The sequence below is a fragment of the Paenibacillus sp. FSL H3-0469 genome (assembly GCF_038051945.1).
Lineage (GTDB): Bacteria > Bacillota > Bacilli > Paenibacillales > Paenibacillaceae > Paenibacillus_AQ.
The window spans coordinates 7,298,642-7,316,811 of sequence record NZ_CP150302.1 but is presented as its reverse complement, the minus strand read 5'-3'; the positions used below and the strand labels follow the sequence as shown (position 1 = coordinate 7,316,811).

At 52.0% G+C, this 18,170-nt stretch carries 17 protein-coding genes; 11 read left to right on the top strand and 6 right to left on the bottom strand.

The window, feature by feature from the left end; genetic code table 11:
- Positions 1-21 precede the first annotated feature (21 nt).
- On the bottom strand, positions 22-1,689 hold the full coding sequence (locus NSS83_RS31685) for a DEAD/DEAH box helicase (RefSeq protein WP_341347271.1): 1,668 nt from the start codon (positions 1,687-1,689) through the stop codon (positions 22-24).
- A gap of 326 nt (positions 1,690-2,015) precedes the next feature.
- On the opposite strand from NSS83_RS31685, the gene NSS83_RS31680 reads away from it, so the two are divergent.
- The 4 genes from NSS83_RS31680 (at position 2,016) to NSS83_RS31665 (ending at position 6,149) form a co-directional block, all read left to right on the top strand.
- Positions 2,016-2,843, top strand: a complete 828-nt coding sequence (locus NSS83_RS31680; RefSeq protein WP_341186696.1) for a YitT family protein — start codon at positions 2,016-2,018, stop codon at positions 2,841-2,843.
- Between the two features lie 175 nt (positions 2,844-3,018).
- Positions 3,019-3,207 (top strand): hypothetical protein, encoded by a 189-nt coding sequence (locus NSS83_RS31675; protein ID WP_171718441.1) that lies wholly within the window; start codon positions 3,019-3,021, stop codon positions 3,205-3,207.
- 241 nt (positions 3,208-3,448) lie between these two features.
- Positions 3,449-4,675: a putative glycoside hydrolase gene (locus NSS83_RS31670; protein ID WP_341347270.1), complete on the top strand. Its 1,227-nt coding sequence runs from the start codon at positions 3,449-3,451 to the stop codon at positions 4,673-4,675.
- 118 nt (positions 4,676-4,793) lie between these two features.
- Positions 4,794-6,149, top strand: coding sequence for an MATE family efflux transporter (locus tag NSS83_RS31665; RefSeq protein WP_341186698.1), 1,356 nt, complete (start codon positions 4,794-4,796; stop codon positions 6,147-6,149).
- A 93-nt stretch (positions 6,150-6,242) separates the two neighbouring features.
- Here the strand turns inward: NSS83_RS31665 and NSS83_RS31660 are convergent, their stop codons facing one another.
- The 4 genes from NSS83_RS31660 to NSS83_RS31645 form a co-directional block, all read right to left on the bottom strand.
- Positions 6,243-6,503 (bottom strand): metal-sensitive transcriptional regulator, encoded by a 261-nt coding sequence (locus tag NSS83_RS31660; protein ID WP_341186699.1) that lies wholly within the window; start codon positions 6,501-6,503, stop codon positions 6,243-6,245.
- Between the two features lie 16 nt (positions 6,504-6,519).
- Complete coding sequence (locus tag NSS83_RS31655) at positions 6,520-9,006, bottom strand: CoA-disulfide reductase (protein WP_341347269.1); 2,487 nt, start codon at positions 9,004-9,006, stop codon at positions 6,520-6,522.
- Between the two features lie 150 nt (positions 9,007-9,156).
- Entirely contained in the window at positions 9,157-10,128 is a 972-nt protein-coding gene (pfkA, locus tag NSS83_RS31650) for a 6-phosphofructokinase (protein ID WP_036702222.1), read from the bottom strand.
- Between the two features lie 64 nt (positions 10,129-10,192).
- Complete coding sequence (locus tag NSS83_RS31645; RefSeq protein WP_341186701.1) at positions 10,193-11,275, bottom strand: tetraprenyl-beta-curcumene synthase family protein; 1,083 nt, start codon at positions 11,273-11,275, stop codon at positions 10,193-10,195.
- 193 nt (positions 11,276-11,468) lie between these two features.
- Between NSS83_RS31645 and NSS83_RS31640 the strand changes: the two genes are divergently transcribed.
- A complete protein-coding gene (locus NSS83_RS31640; RefSeq protein WP_341186702.1) occupies positions 11,469-12,713 on the top strand; it encodes an MFS transporter in 1,245 nt (414 codons plus the stop codon).
- A gap of 292 nt (positions 12,714-13,005) precedes the next feature.
- Here NSS83_RS31640 and NSS83_RS31635 read toward each other — a convergent pair whose 3' ends face one another.
- Entirely contained in the window at positions 13,006-13,203 is a 198-nt protein-coding gene (locus tag NSS83_RS31635) for a cold shock domain-containing protein (protein ID WP_036725228.1), read from the bottom strand.
- Positions 13,204-13,375: 172 nt separating this feature from the next.
- On the opposite strand from NSS83_RS31635, the gene NSS83_RS31630 reads away from it, so the two are divergent.
- The 6 genes from NSS83_RS31630 (at position 13,376) to NSS83_RS31605 (ending at position 18,055) form a co-directional block, all read left to right on the top strand.
- Positions 13,376-13,609: a hypothetical protein gene (locus NSS83_RS31630; RefSeq protein WP_036702226.1), complete on the top strand. Its 234-nt coding sequence runs from the start codon at positions 13,376-13,378 to the stop codon at positions 13,607-13,609.
- Between the two features lie 6 nt (positions 13,610-13,615).
- Positions 13,616-13,786 carry a hypothetical protein gene (locus tag NSS83_RS31625; protein ID WP_341347268.1) on the top strand — a complete coding sequence of 57 codons (171 nt, stop codon included), beginning with the start codon at positions 13,616-13,618 and terminating at the stop codon, positions 13,784-13,786.
- 212 nt (positions 13,787-13,998) lie between these two features.
- Entirely contained in the window at positions 13,999-15,789 is a 1,791-nt protein-coding gene (gene pepF / locus NSS83_RS31620) for an oligoendopeptidase F (protein WP_341186704.1), read from the top strand.
- Positions 15,790-15,873: 84 nt separating this feature from the next.
- Complete coding sequence (locus tag NSS83_RS31615; RefSeq protein WP_051494120.1) at positions 15,874-16,197, top strand: lipopolysaccharide assembly protein LapA domain-containing protein; 324 nt, start codon at positions 15,874-15,876, stop codon at positions 16,195-16,197.
- A gap of 27 nt (positions 16,198-16,224) precedes the next feature.
- A complete protein-coding gene (locus NSS83_RS31610) occupies positions 16,225-17,268 on the top strand; it encodes a M42 family metallopeptidase (RefSeq protein WP_341186705.1) in 1,044 nt (347 codons plus the stop codon).
- Positions 17,269-17,311: 43 nt separating this feature from the next.
- Positions 17,312-18,055 carry a hypothetical protein gene (locus tag NSS83_RS31605; protein ID WP_341347267.1) on the top strand — a complete coding sequence of 248 codons (744 nt, stop codon included), beginning with the start codon at positions 17,312-17,314 and terminating at the stop codon, positions 18,053-18,055.
- Positions 18,056-18,170: the final 115 nt, after the last annotated feature.

Below are 18,170 nucleotides of genomic sequence, written 5' to 3'. Positions count from 1 at the left end.
TTCAAGGTGTTCTGTTATGGCTTAAGCGTCAAAATCCTGCTTGGCCGGACGGGTGCTTGTGCTGCTCGGACGCGAGGATGATCTTCCGTCTGTGTTACGGCTCGCTCCATCACGGTTGCCTTTGTAGCCGCCGCCGTAGCTGCTGCTGCTTCCGCTGTTGCCGCCATAGCCGCTGCTATAGCCGCCACGGGTGCTTCCGCCGCTGCTGGCATTGTCACGATTTCCGCGATATCCGCCGCCGCTTGCATTGTCCCGGTTACCGCGATAGCCGCCACCGGAGCTAGAACCGGAACCGGAACGGTTGCCGCCATAGCCGCCGTTAGGCTTACGCCCGCTGCGGATATCGTTCTTGCCGCCGCGGCGCTTGGCACGGATCGGATCTTCAGGAGTCAATTCAATTTGCGCATCCTTGTTGTCGCCGGTAAGAAGCTTCATCGCTGCGGACAGCAGCTGTACAGAATCATATTGCTCCAGCAATTGAATGGCAATACCTTTGTATTCATTAAGTTCACCAGTCTCAACCATAGCCAGCAAACGTTCAGCAGTAATGCGCTGTTTGCCTTCAATAGCCTCAGCCATTGTAGGAAGCGGTTTGCGGGTAATGCGGTGACGGGTAACACGTTCGATCAGGTGCAAATGGTCAATCTCACGCGGAGTTACGAAGGACCATGCCGTTCCTTCTTTGCCGGCGCGGCCAGTACGGCCGATACGGTGTACATAGCTCTCAGGGTCCTGCGGAAGGTCAAAGTTGATTACATGCGTTACGCCGGATACGTCCAGGCCGCGTGCAGCTACGTCTGTAGCTACCAGTACATCAATGCTGCCATCGCGGAATTTGCGCATTACAGCGTCACGCTGATTCTGCGACAAGTCGCCATGCAGGCCGTCAGCGGAATAGCCGCGCTTCTGCAAGCCTTCAGCAAGCTCGTCTACCCGGCGCTTCGTACGGCCGAATACAATCGCCAGATCAGGCGATTCCATGTCAATCAAGCGGCTAAGCGCTTCGAACTTCTGGCGTTCAGGCACTTCAATGTAAGCCTGGTCGATAAGCGGTGCGCTAATCTGCTTAGGAATTACGGATACATGCTGCGGGTTCTTCAGGAACTGCTGGGCAAGGCGTTGGATGTTAGGAGGCATAGTAGCCGAGAAGAGCATGGTCTGACGTTCTTCAGGAACGAGCTTGAGGATAGTCTGGATATCCTCCATGAAGCCCATGTCAAGCATTTCATCGGCTTCATCCAGTACGATCGTCTGAACATCATCCAGGCGGATGGTCTTGCGGTTGATATGGTCCAGGAGGCGTCCCGGTGTACCAATGATAATCTGTGGTTTTCTCTTCAGTCCGCGGATCTGGCGGCCGATATCCTGCCCGCCGTAGATGGCCAGTGAACGAAGTCCTTTGAAGCGGGTCAACTTACCGATCTCTTCAGCAACCTGGATGGCAAGCTCACGTGTTGGCGTCATTATCAGTGCCAGAATCTTCTCTTCTTCTCTTGCGATCTTGGAGATGAGGGGGATCCCGAAGGCTGCGGTCTTACCTGTACCCGTCTGTGCCTGTCCGATAAGATCCGATCCGGCCATAGCAAGCGGGATAGCCTGCTCCTGAATGGGTGTTGCTTCCTCAAATCCTAGCTCTGTGATTGCTTGAAGTACTTTTGGCTCCAAGCCGAATTCTGCGAATGTTTTCAAATTATTCATGCTCCTTCTATACAGTGGACATTCCACATGCTTGTCTGTATTCTTAAGTAGCGGTAAACACATTTATAGGCTGTCCAATCATGCCGTATTTCCTGCATGGTTTAGCGCGTATTGGGACAAAAAAATGTCCTATGATCAGGCCACTACTTACACCTGACAATTGCAGCTTCGCATTCTAAGCAATGCAAAAATACCATTGTAACGTCCTACTCAAGAATATCCTATACATTATATCACAAACCCAATCAGGAATACCAGTGTATTCCTTACTTTCATTACTTACATGACACTCACACTACACTCAGAGGTGAATTTGCTTGGTTAAATTAAGACTATTCGGGAGCTTTCTTGCCGTTCTCTTCGGGTCAGCGATGATCGCAAGCGGCTTTAATCTGTTCCTGATCCCCCACAGACTGCTCAGCGGAGGCGTATCCGGCCTTGCCATGCTGGCCGGTTATTTCACTCCTTTTAACATCAGCTTACTGTATTTACTCTTCAACATCCCGCTGCTTGCTGCCGGATGGTTCCAGCTGGGCCGGAGATTTATCATTCTGAGCATTGTCTCTGTAGGGGCAACAACCTGGTTGATGACAGTCGTGCCTGTCGTTCAGGTATCCTCGGATATGCTGCTCGCCTCTGTATTCGGAGGGGTGCTTGTAGGTGTGGGGGCCGGTATATCCTTCCGCGTAGGAGGCTCTTCGGGCGGCTTCGATATTCTGGGTTCCATTATAACACGGTACCGGGACTTCCCGGTAGGCAGTGTACTGGTCGGCCTTAACGGCCTCGTCATTCTTGCGGCGGCTTATTTTGACGACAACTGGAATCTGGCGCTGGCATCTATGGTGTCCATTTACGTCACCGGTAAGGTGGTCGACTTGATTCATATCAGCCATATCAAAGTTACCGTGTACATCATCACCAACCGGACTGACGAGCTGCTGCAGCAATTGCTGGGCCTTCAGCGCGGAGTTACAAAATTTAAGACAGAAGGTGCTTATTCTCATGTAGAACGGGACATGCTAATGACAGTGACCACTCGGTATGAGCTTGCAGAGCTGAAACGCATTATCAAAACAAGTGACCCGCAGGCTTTTGTTAATATTGTCGAGACTGTCGGTGTGATGGGCTCTTTCCGCAAACGGTAATTTATAAGAAAATGCTTATCCGTTCAAATTATGTTATATTATAGCTACGCAGGACCTTAACAATTTCATGAAGATTGTGATTTACCCTCTTTTTTCCAGGCACTTCGTTTTTCCGGGTGGACCCTGAATTCTGATTCAGTTCGATTCGAAAAAGGAAAGGGTGATTTTTGTGGAAATGGAAACGGTAAAACTGTCAGCAATCGTCATGAGGTGGTATCCGGATATGATACCGTTCCTGAAGCAGGACGAACTCAATTCTGTAATCGTACTGCGTGACGGTCTGAGTATTCTGGAACCGGCAGATGCCATGGATATCATCCATTACAGCATTTGCGAGCATCAGAATTCTGCGTATCTTCATTGAGCAAGCTGCCCTAAAGAGCAAGTTGTAATAGTTGCCGCCCTGGTCGTTGGCCTTCGTGCCAGTCCGGGGCGGCATTTACTTTTATATTCAGCGGTTCAAAATCTGTACATCCCGTTTATAAACAACAAGAGCGGAAAGATGACATCAAAAAATTACGGGTATTGTTACAAGTCTGTTCTTTTTGGGTGCATCCGTTACCTTATACTTTATAAGGAATGTACATAAAGGGAGCGAATAAGAAATGAATATCACCTGGGCTTTACTGATGATGGCACTGGGAGGCGTGGGTGTCCCTAATCAAGGACATGAAGCCGATGTGGCAGCAGTACTGCAGGGCGCCATGAATCCCCCCATCGTCACAGAAAACACAACGAATCCGGACTCAGCCTCACCGAACGGAGGCGGCACTGCCTCTCCTGCACCTTCACCAAGCGCATCGCCGGAGACAGCTCGTATTGCTGATCCGCAGCCGGATGCTCCCAAGGTTAAAGGGATATACGTGACTGCCTATAGCGCCGGAGGCGCACGGATGGAGACCCTGCTTGCCCTGCTGGACAAGACTGAGCTCAACTCCATGGTCATCGACATTAAGGATGATGCCGGATACATCACCTACAAGACGGACAATGCTGAGCTTCAGCAAATGGGACATCCCCAGCCGTTCATAGGTGATATCAGCAAGCTGATGACCCGCCTGAAGGAGCATAATGTCTACCCGATTGCGCGGATTGTAGTATTCAAGGATTCTGTGCTCGCCAAGAAGAACAAGGAATTATCCTTCGTCAACAAAGACGGCTCTGTCTGGGCCAACAAAGGCGGAGACAGCTTCGTCAATCCTTATAATGAAAATGTGTGGAAGTATAACGTAGATATTGCCAAGGAGGCCGTTAAGCTCGGGTTCAAGGAAATCCAGTTTGACTATGTACGCTTCCCTGAAGGCTTCGAGAAGCGTGCGGACACTCTGAAATACACGAAGAGCGACAGACCGCGCGTCGAAATCATCGCCGACTTTGTCAAGTATGCCAAAGCTGAGCTGGCACCGCTGGGAGTTCGAATCTCTGTAGATATCTTCGGTTATGCCGCCTCGGTACCTGCCGCAGAAGGCATCGGCCAGGATTTCGTGAAGATCTCCAAGAATGTCGATGTTATCAGCCCGATGGTCTATCCGAGCCATTATTCCACCGGCTGGTTCGATGTGAAGGACCCGGACAAAGACCCTTATGCTACCATTAAGGGCTCAATGGTTGATACGCACAAGAAGCTGAATCCGCTAGGCAGCTACAAACCGGTGATCCGCCCATGGATTCAGGATTTCACCGCCAGCTGGCTGGGCAGCGGGCATTATGTCAAATACGGCAAGAAGCAGGTTGAAGATCAGATCCGTGCCTTGAAGGATCAGAATATCGACGAATTCCTGCTCTGGAATGCCAATAACCGCTATACCGCCGATGTGAAGTACGACCAATAAGCTTTCTGCAATTATCCGGATGTATCCATAGCCGCACGATATCCAGAGCCCGGCAGCTGCCGGGCTTTTTACTGGGAATATAAGTATTCAAAATAAAGATAACGGGGCATTGATGATTATGAAACAGACTTCTTCCATTAAGCAAAAGGCCGGGCAATTCCTGCATATATTGCTTCCGATTCTGATTACTCAGATTGCATTGTCGGCCATTACCTTCTTCGACACCAATATGTCCGGCAAATTCGGCACGAATGATCTGGCCGGCGTAGCCATCGGCACAAGCCTGTGGATTCCGATCCAGACTGGCCTCAGCGGTATTCTTATGGGGATCACACCCATTGTGTCTCATCTCCTCGGCAGCAAGCGTGACAAGGAGGTGGCCAACCAGGTGATGCAGGGCATTTGGCTCTCCCTGATCGTATCGGTGCTCGTGCTGATTCTTGGCAGCCTCGCTCTCACACCGATCCTGAATTTCATGAATCTGGAGCCTGCGGTACGCGATATTGCCTTCCGCTTCCTCGGTGCCATCTCCTTCGGCGTTATCCCGCTGTTTGGCTATACCGTTGTCCGCAGCTGTATTGATGCCCTGGGCCAGACCCGCGTCTCCATGTTCATCACCCTGATTGCCTTGCCGGTCAATGTGGGGCTTAACTATCTGCTGATCTTCGGCAACTTCGGCTTCCCCCGCCTTGGCGGAGTGGGCGCAGGCGTTGCCTCTGCGATCACGTATTGGGTCATCTTCCTGATTGCCCTAATCTTCGTCTACCAGGCCGAGCCTTTCCGGAGCCTGCAGATTTTCCGTAAATTTCACGCGATGTCCCTGGTAAGCCTCAAGGAGCTGCTGAAGATTGGTGTGCCTATCGGCTTTTCGATCTTTTTCGAGACGGCGGTGTTCTCGGCTGTAACCCTGCTGATGAGCCGCTTCGATACCATTACAATCGCTGCCCATCAGGCGGCCATTAACTTCGCTTCCACCCTCTATATGATTCCGCTGAGCATCTGCATGAGTCTGACGATTCTCGTCGGCTTCGAGAGCGGCTCCGGCCGGCTGAAGGACGCACGCCAGTATGGCATTATGGGCATTGGTACGGCGGCTGTTCTCTCCCTGCTCACAGCACTGGTGCTGCTCTTCGCCGGGAATCATGTGGCCGGGCTGTATTCGGATGACCATGAGGTGATCTCGCTGATCCAGCATTTCCTGATCTACGCAATCTTCTTCCAGATCTCCGATGCTATCGCAACCCCGACACAAGGTGTGCTGCGCGGATATAAGGATGTTAATCCTGCGTTCGTCATCTGCTTCATTGCCTATTGGGTGATCGGCCTGCCTGTCGGATACCTGCTCGCCACCTATACTGAGCTTGGGGCCTACGGCTACTGGATTGGCCTCATTACGGGACTTGGAATCGGCGCAATTCTGCTCCTGGCCCGGCTCGTCAGGGTGCAGCGCAGATTCGCCCCGGAGAAGGCGTGAATTAACGCCACAAAGTGCAGCTATAGCTTCGATGCAGAACCAAAAACAGCCACAGACATTCGGGAGCTCCCCTTCGTCTGTGGCTGTTTTTCATCACCGGCTTTTTACCAGCAGATCCACCGCTTCCTTAATCACTTGCTCAGGGGAATTCCCCTTCGTCAGCTCTTCCTGGATACAATGTTCCAGGTTATCTCCGATCACTGCACCGATAGAGCGGTCTACCGCTGTTCGGATCGCAGTCAGCTGAGTCACAATCTCACGGCAGTCCTTGCCTTCCTCCAGCATCCCTAACACGCCTCTTACCTGACCTTCAATACGTTTCAAACGGTTGGTAATAGCTTTATCATATTCCACTCTCAATCAGCCCCCTCTAGATGAATAGGTTCACGCCTGAGTCCTCGGCAGCTCCGAGATAGCTGGCAACACCGCCGAAGTCTACACCTTCAATTAATTCCTCCTGCTTGATGCCCATGATATCCATACTCATTGTGCAGGCCATCAACTTAACTCCCGCATTCAGAGCGCCCTGCATCAGATTCTCCAGGGACTCCACATTCTTGCGGCGCATCGTATAACGGATCATTTTGGCGCCAAGCCCGCCCATGTTCATTCTGGATAAAGGAAGCTTCCGCGTTCCCTTCGGCATCATCAGGCCAAATATCCGGTCGAGTGTATTCTTCTTCACCTGCGGTGACTGCCCCCGGCGCAGAACATTAAGCCCCCAGAAGGTAAAGAACATGGTGACCTGCTTGCCCATCGCTGCAGCGCCTGTTGCAATAATGAAGGAAGCGATCGTTTTGTCCAGATCTCCGCTGAATACAATCATTGTTGTCCCTTCTGAGACTGCTGCCTGTTCCGCCGCTCCCCCGGTTCTGTCTGCCGGGTCTTGTCCCTTGCGCACCAGTGCCTGAACCTTGCCTCCGGATACATCCACAGCTTCCAGCGTATTCCCCGTCTTGCTGCACCACTGCCTGATGTCAGCGGCAAACCCGAAATCCGTTGCAGTGATCTCTACCCGCTGTCCTTCCTCCATAGAATTTATTGTCTCATATACTTTGAGTATAGGGCCGGGGCACTGTAATCCGCAAGCATCCAGTAAGAGCTGAGGCTTACTGCTAAGCTGTTCCTGGATATGAACGATACTGGCGGGAGACGGGGCATCTTTTTTCAAAACCAGTGCCCCTGACTTCCCGGAATCTCCAGTGCTATTCCCTCTTGCCATTGCTGCGTATGTTTTGTAGCCTCCGTCAACGTTTCGTACTGCATATCCGTATTGGGTTAACATCCGGGCAGCAATGTAGCCGCGCAGCCCTACCTGACAGGATACAGCGATCTCCTTATCCCCCGGAATCGCTGTAAGCCGCTCTCTCAGCTCAGCCAGAGGAATATTGATGGAACCCGGGATATAACCGGCTAACCGCTCTGCTTCATCTCGGACATCAATAATAAAACCGCCATTGCGGGCGAATTCGTCCACTTCATGCCATTGCAGATTACGGACGAGTCCCTCCATCAGATTGGAGGCCACATAGCCCGCCATATTGACCGGATCTTTGGCCGAGGAATACGGCGGCGCATAGGCCAGCTCCAGATCCGCCAGCTTATCAGCCTTAAGCTTGCTGCGGATAGCGGTGGCAATGACATCTATTCTTTTGTCGACACCGGCACTTCCGGCTGCTTGCGCTCCATAAATCTCACCTGTCTGCGGGTTGAACAGCAGCTTGAGCGCTATCGGTGCAGCACCGGGGTAGTAGCCGGCGTGGGAATTCGGATGGATATGCACAGCTTCAAAGGGAACGCCCAGTGAACGAAGCGTCTTCTCATTGTTTCCGGTCAGCGCAGCTGTCATATCGAAGAGCTTGATAATCGCAGTACCTAATGCTCCTGTATACGAGGCTTTCCGGCCATTGATATGATCAGCGGCCAGACGCCCCTGACGGTTGGCACCCCAGGCAAGGGACACCATGGTATCGAACCCCTGAACACGGTCCTTCACTTCAATGACATCTCCAACAGCATAGATAGCCGGATCACTTGTCTGCAGCGAAGCATTCACCTTTACCGCCCCGCGGATGCCCAGCTCAAGCCCGCAGCTTCGGGCCAGGTCATTCTCAGGACTGACCCCGATCGCCAGAATAACCATATCCGTGCTGAGCTCCCCGCCTGATGAGAGACGAACCAGACGGCCTTGTTGTTCAAAAGCCTCTACGCCCTCATTCAGCCGCAGCTCTACCCCATGCAGACGCATATGCTCCTCCAGCGGACGAACCATCTCCAGGTCAAGCGGGTTCAGAATCTGCTCCCCCCGGTCAATTACGGTTACGTCAAGTCCCCGCTCCCGGAGATTCTCAGCCATTTCAAGGCCGATAAAACCTGCTCCAATTACAGTGGCATGCCGGGGGTGACGGTTGTCCACATATGCCTTGATACGGTCTGTATCCGGAATATTCCTTAGTGTAAACAGGTTATCCGCCTCAGCGATTCCGGGAAACGGCGGAACGATAGGCTTCGCGCCTGGAGAGAGCACTACAATATCATACGGAATGTGCAGCGTTTCACCTGTCGTAACATTGCGGCAATGTACCTGCTTGCGTTCACGGTCAATCGCCGTTGCCTCGGTGAAGATTCTCACATCGATATTAAAGCGCGCCTGTATACCAGCCGGTGTCTGCAGGAACAGCTTATCTCTTGAATCAATAGTCTCCCCAATATAATAAGGCAAGCCGCAGTTGGCAAAAGAAACATGCTCTCCCCGCTCTATAATTATAATGTTATCTTCTTCGTTCAATCTTCTTAATCGTGCTGCAGCGGATGCCCCTCCGGCAACTCCGCCGATAATGACTATAGTTCTGCTCATATTGTTTCCCTCCTATTTGTATACCCATATGGGTATTATAATATACGGGTAGGGGTATATAGTCAAGCCAAAAAACGGAGCAGCCTCTTCCGGTAATGGAAGGATGACTGCTCCGCTAAGGATTGGAGATTGGATGAATTCTTGTAGTTGTTACTGGGATAGACGGGAAGCCAATTCATACAGCTCGATATTGAAATCTTTCTTCGTGTTCACTACCTTGTCGATATCAGTAAGAACCAGTTCCCCTTTAATAATCCCGCATGCCTTGTCTGATTCGCCTTCGATCAGCTTGCGGACCGCGAAATCAGCCAGACGGCTGGCAAGGTTACGGTCTCCCGGAGTTGGAGTACCCCCCCGCTGAATATGTCCCAGAACCGTAACACGGGCATCCAGGGAAGCATGGCGGTCTTTGAGCGCCTGAGCCACATCCTCACCTTTGCCGACGCCTTCAGCTACAATGACAATACTGTGACGTTTGCCGCGTGCGAAGTTATCCTTCATCCGGTCCGCTACCTCATTCAGATCATAAGGCATTTCCGGCACCAGAATCGTCTCCGCCCCGGAAGCAAGACCCGCATGCAGAGCGATGTCCCCGCAGTGACGGCCCATAACCTCCACAATGGATGAACGTTCATGGGAAGACATAGTGTCGCGCAGTTTATTGATCGCATCCACGACCACGCCTACGGCCGTATCGAATCCAATTGTGTAATCCGTGAAAGAGATATCATTATCTATGGTTCCCGGAAGAGCCATCGTCTTGATTCCCAGCTTGCTGAGCTTGTTGGCGCCATGATAAGAACCGTCTCCGCCGATAACAACCAGACCGTCGATGCCGAGCTCATTCAGAATGTCAGCACCCTTCTGCTGGCCTTCCGGCTTCATGAACTCCAGACAGCGTGCAGACTGCAGAACGGTTCCTCCGCGCTGGATGATATCTCCGACACTGCGCAGATCCATCGGGAAAATGTCGCGGTTCAGCAGGCCCTGATATCCACGCTGAATGCCGAATACCTCAATTCCGAAGTAGATCGCGCTGCGGACAACCGCACGCACTGCGGCGTTCATCCCTTGGGAGTCTCCACCGCTGGTTAATACTGCGATTTTTTTTACGTTTGACATTCTGTTAGTTCCTCCTTAAATTTGTGCCGGTCTCTCCCCTTACCTGAAGAAAACACAGCAGCATCTAATACATGTGTTTGCGTATCCAGCGGCTGTTGACGAAGAAGAAGAGCCTGGTCAGCGGACTATTCTTCATCAGCCTACGGGATACCGAGCGGACCTCCCGCTGCTCACTAACCTTGGGATCGGATAAATAGAGGGCCAGCAGTCCTTCGATGATCATACGGTGCATGGAGTTCTCGGGAAGACTACGGACATCCTTGCGGGCCCACTCCACAATGGAAGCGATCCGGTTCAGCATCATATCCGTATTCTCATAATAATTGCAGAAATTGAGATCACCGCCGGCCCGGTCTTCATCCTGGTCAATCAGATAATCCAGCATGATATGCAGACCGCACACATTCGGAAAATAAGCAGCACGAATGGATGAGGATGCCACTGTACTTAGCTTAGGATCACAGGATGCCAGAAAAAGCATAAATACGCCTAGGGTTGAACCGGTTGCGGCCGCAAATTCATTCCACTGGAGATGAGGCGCCCGGTGCCCCTCCTTCTCCCACCATTCCTTGAGGGCAGCTTCTCTAAGCTCCGGGTGAATGTGCTTATAGACCTGAAGATCGGTATACAATACGGCCAGATTATAGACCTCTTCAGCAGCAGCACCGTATCCGGGTAGCCGGGAGGTCATCTCCTGGCATTTGCGGACCAGTCTGTGCAGGTATCCGCCGTCATTCTGTTCCGTGCGCAGCGCGTAATAGTTCACAGGCTCTGCGCCGGGGGTAACCGCATCCAGCATAGACTTATGCAGCAGCCGGAAATCAGCCGGGTCAAGCGAAGTACTGCGGTCACACAGGTTGTCCAAATAATCACTGATCGTCTGATAGGCAACAATTAGCGGAATCAGTATATGTCTCATCGACAAATTGCCGGCGGCATAGATTCCGCCGCCTTCGCAATGAAACTGCTTCGTTTCAATGCTGGCAAGCGCTTGCTTGCGGAGCTCGGGATCGGGAATTCCTTCTGCATCCTTGCGCCAGAAATCGAGACATGATCGCACTTCCGGCAGCACGTACTTATAGACCCTCTTCATGAGTCCAATAGGACCGCGCGGACTACGGTTACGGCCTTGCTCAAATTCATTCAATGACAGTGCCTCCACATTGTTGTCTCCTTATCCAAATCATGATTATTATAATATGCAGAGCGGATTTGTACAAACAACAAAATCACTTTCGCAAACTCTTGAAAGATTCAGAAAATCGATATTTTACGGAACCCCCGGCTTCTCCGCTTTATGCTATACTATACTTTTCTATATCCCGAAGGAGTGCACAATCATGAATGCGAGGCGGAGCGGCGGCCAATACAGTGATCAAAACTGGCTGCGATCCTTTATGTTTACGCTGTACGGCACCAGTGTGCTGGTTGTTTCTTATTTCCCGTTATTTTATGCCCACCTGGGCTTCAGCAGTCCGCAAATGGGTCTGCTCTACTCTGTAGGCCCGTTAATCTCAATTCTCTCTAACCTGTTCTGGAGTATGATGAGTGACCGGCTGGGTACCGTCCGTAAGATTATGGCCCTCCTGCTTGGAGGCCAGCTGATTACCGCCATTATTCTGGCCAGAGCCAACGATTTTTCTAGTGTCATGCTTATTTTGTCCTTTTTCTATTTCTTCTATTACCCTGTCTTTCCGCTGGCAGATACGATGGCTATCAAAATAGCCCAGCGCCACGGTCGGAATTTCATCGCCATCCGTGTATTCGGCTCACTCGGATACTCCTTCTTCGCCCTTACAATCGGCTATGTACTCAGAACGCTGGGACCTCAGTACAGCGTAGCGATTTGTATTGTCATTGTCGTAACCGCGCTGCTGATTACGATTGGGCTGAAGGATGTGAAGCGAACCGAAGCGGCACCGCTCTCTGTAGACAAGGAATCTACGGACAAACCGCTGAAGGGCTCCGGACTCCGGGAGATTCTGCTGCAAAAGGAAGTGCTGTGGTTCTTCGGCTCTGTCTTCCTGCTTGCCATCGGCTACCGGATGAACGAGGCCTTTCTGACGATCAGCCTCAAGGGCATGAATGCAGGGGATGAAATCGTGGGCTGGGCACTGCTGGCTTCTGCGCTCAGTGAGATCCCCATCTTCTTCCTGCTCAGCAGATATGGCGACAAGTTCAAGGAGCTGCCGCTGCTCGCTTTTGCCAGCCTGATGTTCACGCTGCGCTTTTTGTTCATGTCGCTGGCTCAGGAGCCGGGTACCGTGGTTGCGATTCAAGCCATGCACAGTATTTCGTTCGGCATCTATTATGTAACCGCCGTCCGCTACATCACACGGATCATCCCTGATCATCTGCGGGCAACCGGAATGGCCCTCTTCACCGTCGTATGGTCCAGCGGCGCAGGTCTGCTCAGCGGCACCTTCGGAGGGCTGATCTACCAGGATGCGGGCCGGATTGTATTCTATCTGGTCGCTGCCGGCTTCTCGGTTCTGGCCTTCATCGGCTTCCTGTCCAAGCATCTGATGGACCTCGGGGGCGGCGCAGACCGCCCGCTAAGAAACAAAAGTAGGACCCCGCTCTGAGTGATTAAGGGCGGGAGATCGAAAAAAAGGATAAGATTACCTTCGCGCGAGCACAATGTATGCTGTTTTTGATATACATTTGAGTCGTGTGCCGCTGTACCAGCCGATTGTATTCGGTTTAAAGCAATTTACTCACACCTCAGCTGCAGGAAACTATAGTTTCCTAATATAATAAAAAAACACAGCCCCCGAAGGAACTGTGCTGCTCAAGCTGCCTGATGCTACTTATGCCAGTGCGTGCTAGATCAAATATATATATTGCGGCTGACAGAAGCTCTGCCTTGGCCGTATTTTATAATTTAACTACGTTCGCTGCCTGTGGACCACGGTTACCGTCAGTAACATCGAACTCTACCGCTTGGCCTTCGTCCAAAGTCTTGAATCCGTCGCCTTGAATTGCAGAGAAGTGAACGAATACATCTTCGCCGCCTTCAACTTGAAGGAAACCATAACCTTTTTCTGCGTTAAACCATTTTACTGTACCTTTCAAATGAACAACCTCCTAAAAATACCGCCATATATGGCGTATGCTTACATTATACTCTTTCTATACTTGTAAAGCAATCCATCTTTTCCCTGATTTCATGATTTAATTTGCTTTTCTCTTCTCCGGTGCGTTATCATTGACCCAAAAGCCAAAAATCGCCAGGGTGGTAATGATAATGATCAAAAAACATGAAATATACAAAACAGACAAATGGAACATGATGACGGTGGAGGTTCAGGGACGCTATATTATCCTTCGTGAAATCTCCGACCAATGGGGGGAAGAAACGCATACCTTCATGAGCCGTCCGGCTATGATGCAGTGGGTGAACAACCGCTTCAATAAAGAATCCTACAAGGATAATGAAGAAGAGTACAAGAATATCATCGCCGCCTTCAAACAGGTGTAGTCGGGCATGGATAACGAGAGTCTGGTCATCTATGTAATAGTAGTCCTGTGTCTGGGTGCCGTACTGATTATGAGCAAGGACAAAATGCCCCCGCGCATGAAGCGCGGGATGGCATTGACCGCAGTGATTATGATTGCGCTGGCTTTTGTCTTCATTATTTATAGCCTGCTCACATAACTTCATCTGTAAGCACACTTATGATTTAATAAACATGAATTGGCAGGGCATACTAAGCAGACTTTGAGAATCAGGAGGCTGCCGTCATGTCCGTTACCGCCAAATCTCTCCCGCTCCTGCTTGCGCTCAGCCTGCTGCAAGGAACTCTGTCCTCAGCGCTCCCGCAGGCGGTGAGCAGCCCAGCCGCATCCCATCTACCGAGGAGGATTTCTATGGAACAATTACCTAAGAGAAGTGAAGTGCCCGCCGAGAACCGCTGGAAGCTTGAAGATATGTTTGCTTCAGAGGAGCAGTGGGATGCCGAATATAAGGAAGTGAAGGCGCTCATTACAAGCGCTGCCTCCTTCCAAGGGAAGCTGGATTCTCCCGATGCCCTGAAGAAATGCTTTGAGCTGGACGACAAGCTGTCCCTGCTGACTGAACGTCTCTATGTCTATGCGCATATGCGCCAGGATGAGGATACAGCGGCTCCGAAGTACCAGGCTCTCTCCTCTAAGGCCAAGAAGCTTGGCGTTGAAGCGGGTGAAGCTCTTTCTTTTGTCACACCTGAGATTCTGGCCCTGCCTGACGCAACGCTGGACCAGTTCATCGCCGACCCTTCGCTCTCCGACTACACCTTCACCTTGACTGAGATGAAACGTGAGAAGGCCCATGTCCTGTCCAAAGCGGAAGAGGCCCTGCTGGCTCAGGTCAGCACGATCGCCCAGGCCCCGCAGACTGTATTCAGCATGCTGAATAATGCGGATCTGAAGTTCCCGAAGATTAAGAACGAAGAAGGCAAGGAAGTCGAGCTGACGCACGGAAGCTATATTCAATTCCTCGAAAGCCCGGACCGTGAGGTCCGCAAGAACGCCTTCAAAGCGGTCTACGAAACTTACAGCAAGCAAAAGAACACGATTGCCGCCACGCTGAGCGCGAATGTGAATAAGAATGTCTTTTACTCCCGTGTGCGCAAATACCCTTCCGTGCTGGAAATGTCGCTCTACGGCGACAATATTCCGAAGGAAGTCTACACGAATCTGATCGATACGATTCACGAGAGTCTGCCGCTGATGCACCGTTATATGAAGCTGCGCCAGAAGCTGCTCGGGGTAGATGAGTTACATATGTATGACTTGTTCGCTCCGCTTGTGGACGAATATAAGCTGGATATTACTTTTGACGAGGCTAAGAAGATTACCAAGGAAGGCCTGAAGCCGCTTGGCGAGGACTACCTGAGTGTTCTGCAGGAAGGCTATGACAAAGGCTGGATCGATGTCTACGAGAACGAGAACAAACGCTCCGGCGCATACAGCTGGGGGGCTTACGGCACCCATCCTTTCGTGCTGCTGAACCATAATGATAATCTGAACAGCATGTTCACACTGGCGCATGAGATGGGTCACGCCCTGCATTCCTACTATTCGGACACGGCGCTGAAATACCGGGACGCGCAGTACACTATTTTCCTGGCGGAGGTTGCTTCTACTACCAATGAGGCGCTGCTGATGGATTACCTGCTGAACAAATCCACAGACCCGAAGGAAAAAATGTACCTGCTCACCTACTATGCCGACCAGTTCCGCACTACCGTATTCCGGCAGACGATGTTCGCTGAATTCGAGAAAATCATTCACCAGCGCGCCGAAGAAGGCGAATCGCTCACACCGCAGGATCTCTCTTCCATCTACTACGATCTGAATGTCAAGTATTACGGCAAGGATATGGTGATCGATCAGGATATTGAGATGGAGTGGGCACGGATTCCGCATTTCTATAACAGCTTCTATGTCTATAAATATGCTACCGGCTTCTCGGCGGCGACGAGCTTCGCCAAACAGATCCTAGAGGAAGGCAAACCGGCGGTTGACCGTTACCTCGGCTTCCTGAAGAGCGGCGGCAGCGATTATTCCATTAACATTCTGAGCAAGGCCGGGGTGGATATGTCGTCTCCTGAACCGATCCGTGAAGCCATGAGCGTATTTGAGAGCGTCATTGAGCAGATGGAGCAGTTGACCAAATGAGGCAGAAAGCTTAGTATTACAGTAATCCCTTGCCCTCTGCGGGCAGGGGATTTGTATTGTCATTGATCCTGAGGAGGAAAATATATGAAATTTCAATGGTCACTTATATTAGGTTTATTTTTTGCACTGCTGACAGCTGTATTCGCAGTAATGAATGTCGATACGGTTCCGGTGAATTTCGGCTTTGACGTGGTCAGCATCCCGCTAATTCTCGTCATCCTTGGCTGTGCGCTGATTGGCGGTGTGGTGGTGGGTTCGTACGGGATTTTCCGCCAGTATAAGCTGCAGAAGCAGATCAAGAGCCTGAATGCCGAGCTTGCCAAGCTGCGTGACGCGGGAAGTATTAATATGGAGCCTATCCCTGCTGAGAGTGCCCCTTTTACTCCAGAAGGATCATCCCAGCTGTAATTCATAGACGAATAGGAGGAACTATCCTTGCTTAACATCCAGCCCAATGAAGAATATATCCTGAATCTGCTCAAAAAACTGCTCGACACCCCAAGCCCCAGCGGCTTCACCACCCAGGTTATGGCTCTGGTGGCCGAAGAAGCGGCAGCGCTGGGTATTCCGCTTACCTGGAATGAAAAAGGCGGCGCGATGCTGGGCGTACCCGGACTCGATCCTTCGCGTACGATCGGCATCAGTGCCCATGTGGATACACTCGGTGCCATGGTCCGCTCCATTAAGTCAAACGGTACCCTCCGCTTAACCTCTGTAGGCGGATTCAGCATGAACAGCATTGAGAATGAATATTGTATCATCCATACCCGCAGCGGATTAACTTATACCGGTACGATCCTGACCAGTCATCCTTCTGTGCATGTGTATGCCGATGCCCGTGATTTCAAGCGTTCGGAAGAGAATATGGAGATCCGGATTGATGAGCTGGTCTCCACCAAGGATGATGTGCTGAAGCTGGGGATTTCGGTCGGTGACTATATTTCGTTCGATGCAAGGGCAGTGCTTACCCCCAGCGGATATATCAAATCCCGTCATCTGGACGACAAAGCCAGCGTTGCTGCCTTATTCGGACTGCTGGAGAGCATCCGGCGCGAAGGCTGGAAGCCGCTGCACAACCTGTCCCTGCTCATCTCCAACTATGAAGAAGTTGGTCACGGCGCTGCCTGGATTCCGGGTGAGATCAATGAGATGATCGCTGTGGACATGGGCGCGATGGGCGATGACCTCAGCTGCAAGGAGACGGATGTCTCCATCTGTGCCAAGGACTCCTCCGGCCCGTATGATTACGCCATGACCAGCCGCATGATCGAGCTGGCGAACGGTCTGGCGATTCCATTCGCGGTCGATATCTATCCGCAATACGGCTCCGACGCCTCTGCTGCCCTGCGCGGCGGGAACAACATCCGGGCCGCACTGATCGGACCGGGCGTACACGCCTCCCACTCCATGGAACGTACCCACAAGCAAGCTGTGCTTAATACGGCTAAGCTGCTGGCGGCTTATGTTGGGGCGAATTGATAGGGCGTCGCAGTTAAGGATTCTGGCTATAGGAGCGCTGCTGATGGTAAGCGCGCTCCTCTTTGCTGTGTTCCCGCTTACAGGTACAAGCAAGCGGGAGGTCTTCTCTGGCCTCCCGCATAACTATACCTATCGGGAAGCCGAAGGTCCAGGCGGGGTTCAGCTGCATATGCTGTCGCTGAACCCGGAGGATGTAATACTACGGCGCGCAGGCTTGCCGCTGCGTCAGATTGCCGCCTATGGGATCAATGGCGGCTTCTTTTACGGCGATGACCTGTTGTCCATCGCCATCATGAACGACCAGCCCGTGAACAGCGAAGCCCGCAGCTACGGTTCTGGCTGGTTCAACGCGAAGTATGCGCGTGGAACGCTGGTCTGGGACGGTGCTGCGGGAGTGCTCAGCGTACAGGTTGCCGCCTCTGGCGGCGACCTGGCCGTGAGCGACCGCAGCAATTACTGGGCGCAGGGCGGGATCAGCATGAACCTGCAGCATGAAGAGCTGTGGGAGGCGGCTGCGAACGCAGAGCATTTGCCCTATGAGGGTGAGCGGCGCCTGCGCTCCGGGCTGGTCTATGACCAGTCGGGGAAGCTCTGGCTGCTCGTCACGAATTCGCTCTGCACGGCGGCGGAATTCCGCGCCGCCGTGCAGGTGACCGTCCCGGGCGAGGGGCGGGAAGGGATCTTCCTCGACGGAGACGGCTCATCGCAGATGAATGCAGACGAGGCGGTACTGACCGGCGATTCACGGCCAGTCGTGCAGATGATTGCCGTGGCGGGCGGCAAATAGCCATGGCGGGTCATGCTCTACAGCAGTAGCCGCTGGAGTGAATCGCTGAAGTTGGACGGGGACAGTCACTCACTTATTCTCATAACAGCGAGATACAGAGTACCAAAAAGGCAGC

What these genes read in the sequence shown, in the direction of transcription:
- NSS83_RS31675 (WP_171718441.1), top strand. Translation starts at nt 3,019, where the DNA reads ATGGAAACGGTAAAACTGTCAGCAATCGTCATGAGGTGGTATCCGGAT.
- NSS83_RS31670 (WP_341347270.1), top strand. Translation starts at nt 3,449, where the DNA reads ATGAATATCACCTGGGCTTTACTGATGATGGCACTGGGAGGCGTGGGT.
- NSS83_RS31665 (WP_341186698.1), top strand. Translation starts at nt 4,794, where the DNA reads ATGAAACAGACTTCTTCCATTAAGCAAAAGGCCGGGCAATTCCTGCAT.
- NSS83_RS31655 (WP_341347269.1), bottom strand. Translation starts at nt 9,006, where the DNA reads ATGAGCAGAACTATAGTCATTATCGGCGGAGTTGCCGGAGGGGCATCC.
- pfkA (WP_036702222.1), bottom strand. Translation starts at nt 10,128, where the DNA reads ATGTCAAACGTAAAAAAAATCGCAGTATTAACCAGCGGTGGAGACTCC.
- NSS83_RS31640 (WP_341186702.1), top strand. Translation starts at nt 11,469, where the DNA reads ATGAATGCGAGGCGGAGCGGCGGCCAATACAGTGATCAAAACTGGCTG.
- NSS83_RS31630 (WP_036702226.1), top strand. Translation starts at nt 13,376, where the DNA reads ATGATCAAAAAACATGAAATATACAAAACAGACAAATGGAACATGATG.
- NSS83_RS31625 (WP_341347268.1), top strand. Translation starts at nt 13,616, where the DNA reads ATGGATAACGAGAGTCTGGTCATCTATGTAATAGTAGTCCTGTGTCTG.
- pepF (WP_341186704.1), top strand. Translation starts at nt 13,999, where the DNA reads ATGGAACAATTACCTAAGAGAAGTGAAGTGCCCGCCGAGAACCGCTGG.
- NSS83_RS31615 (WP_051494120.1), top strand. Translation starts at nt 15,874, where the DNA reads ATGAAATTTCAATGGTCACTTATATTAGGTTTATTTTTTGCACTGCTG.
- NSS83_RS31605 (WP_341347267.1), top strand. Translation starts at nt 17,312, where the DNA reads ATGGTAAGCGCGCTCCTCTTTGCTGTGTTCCCGCTTACAGGTACAAGC.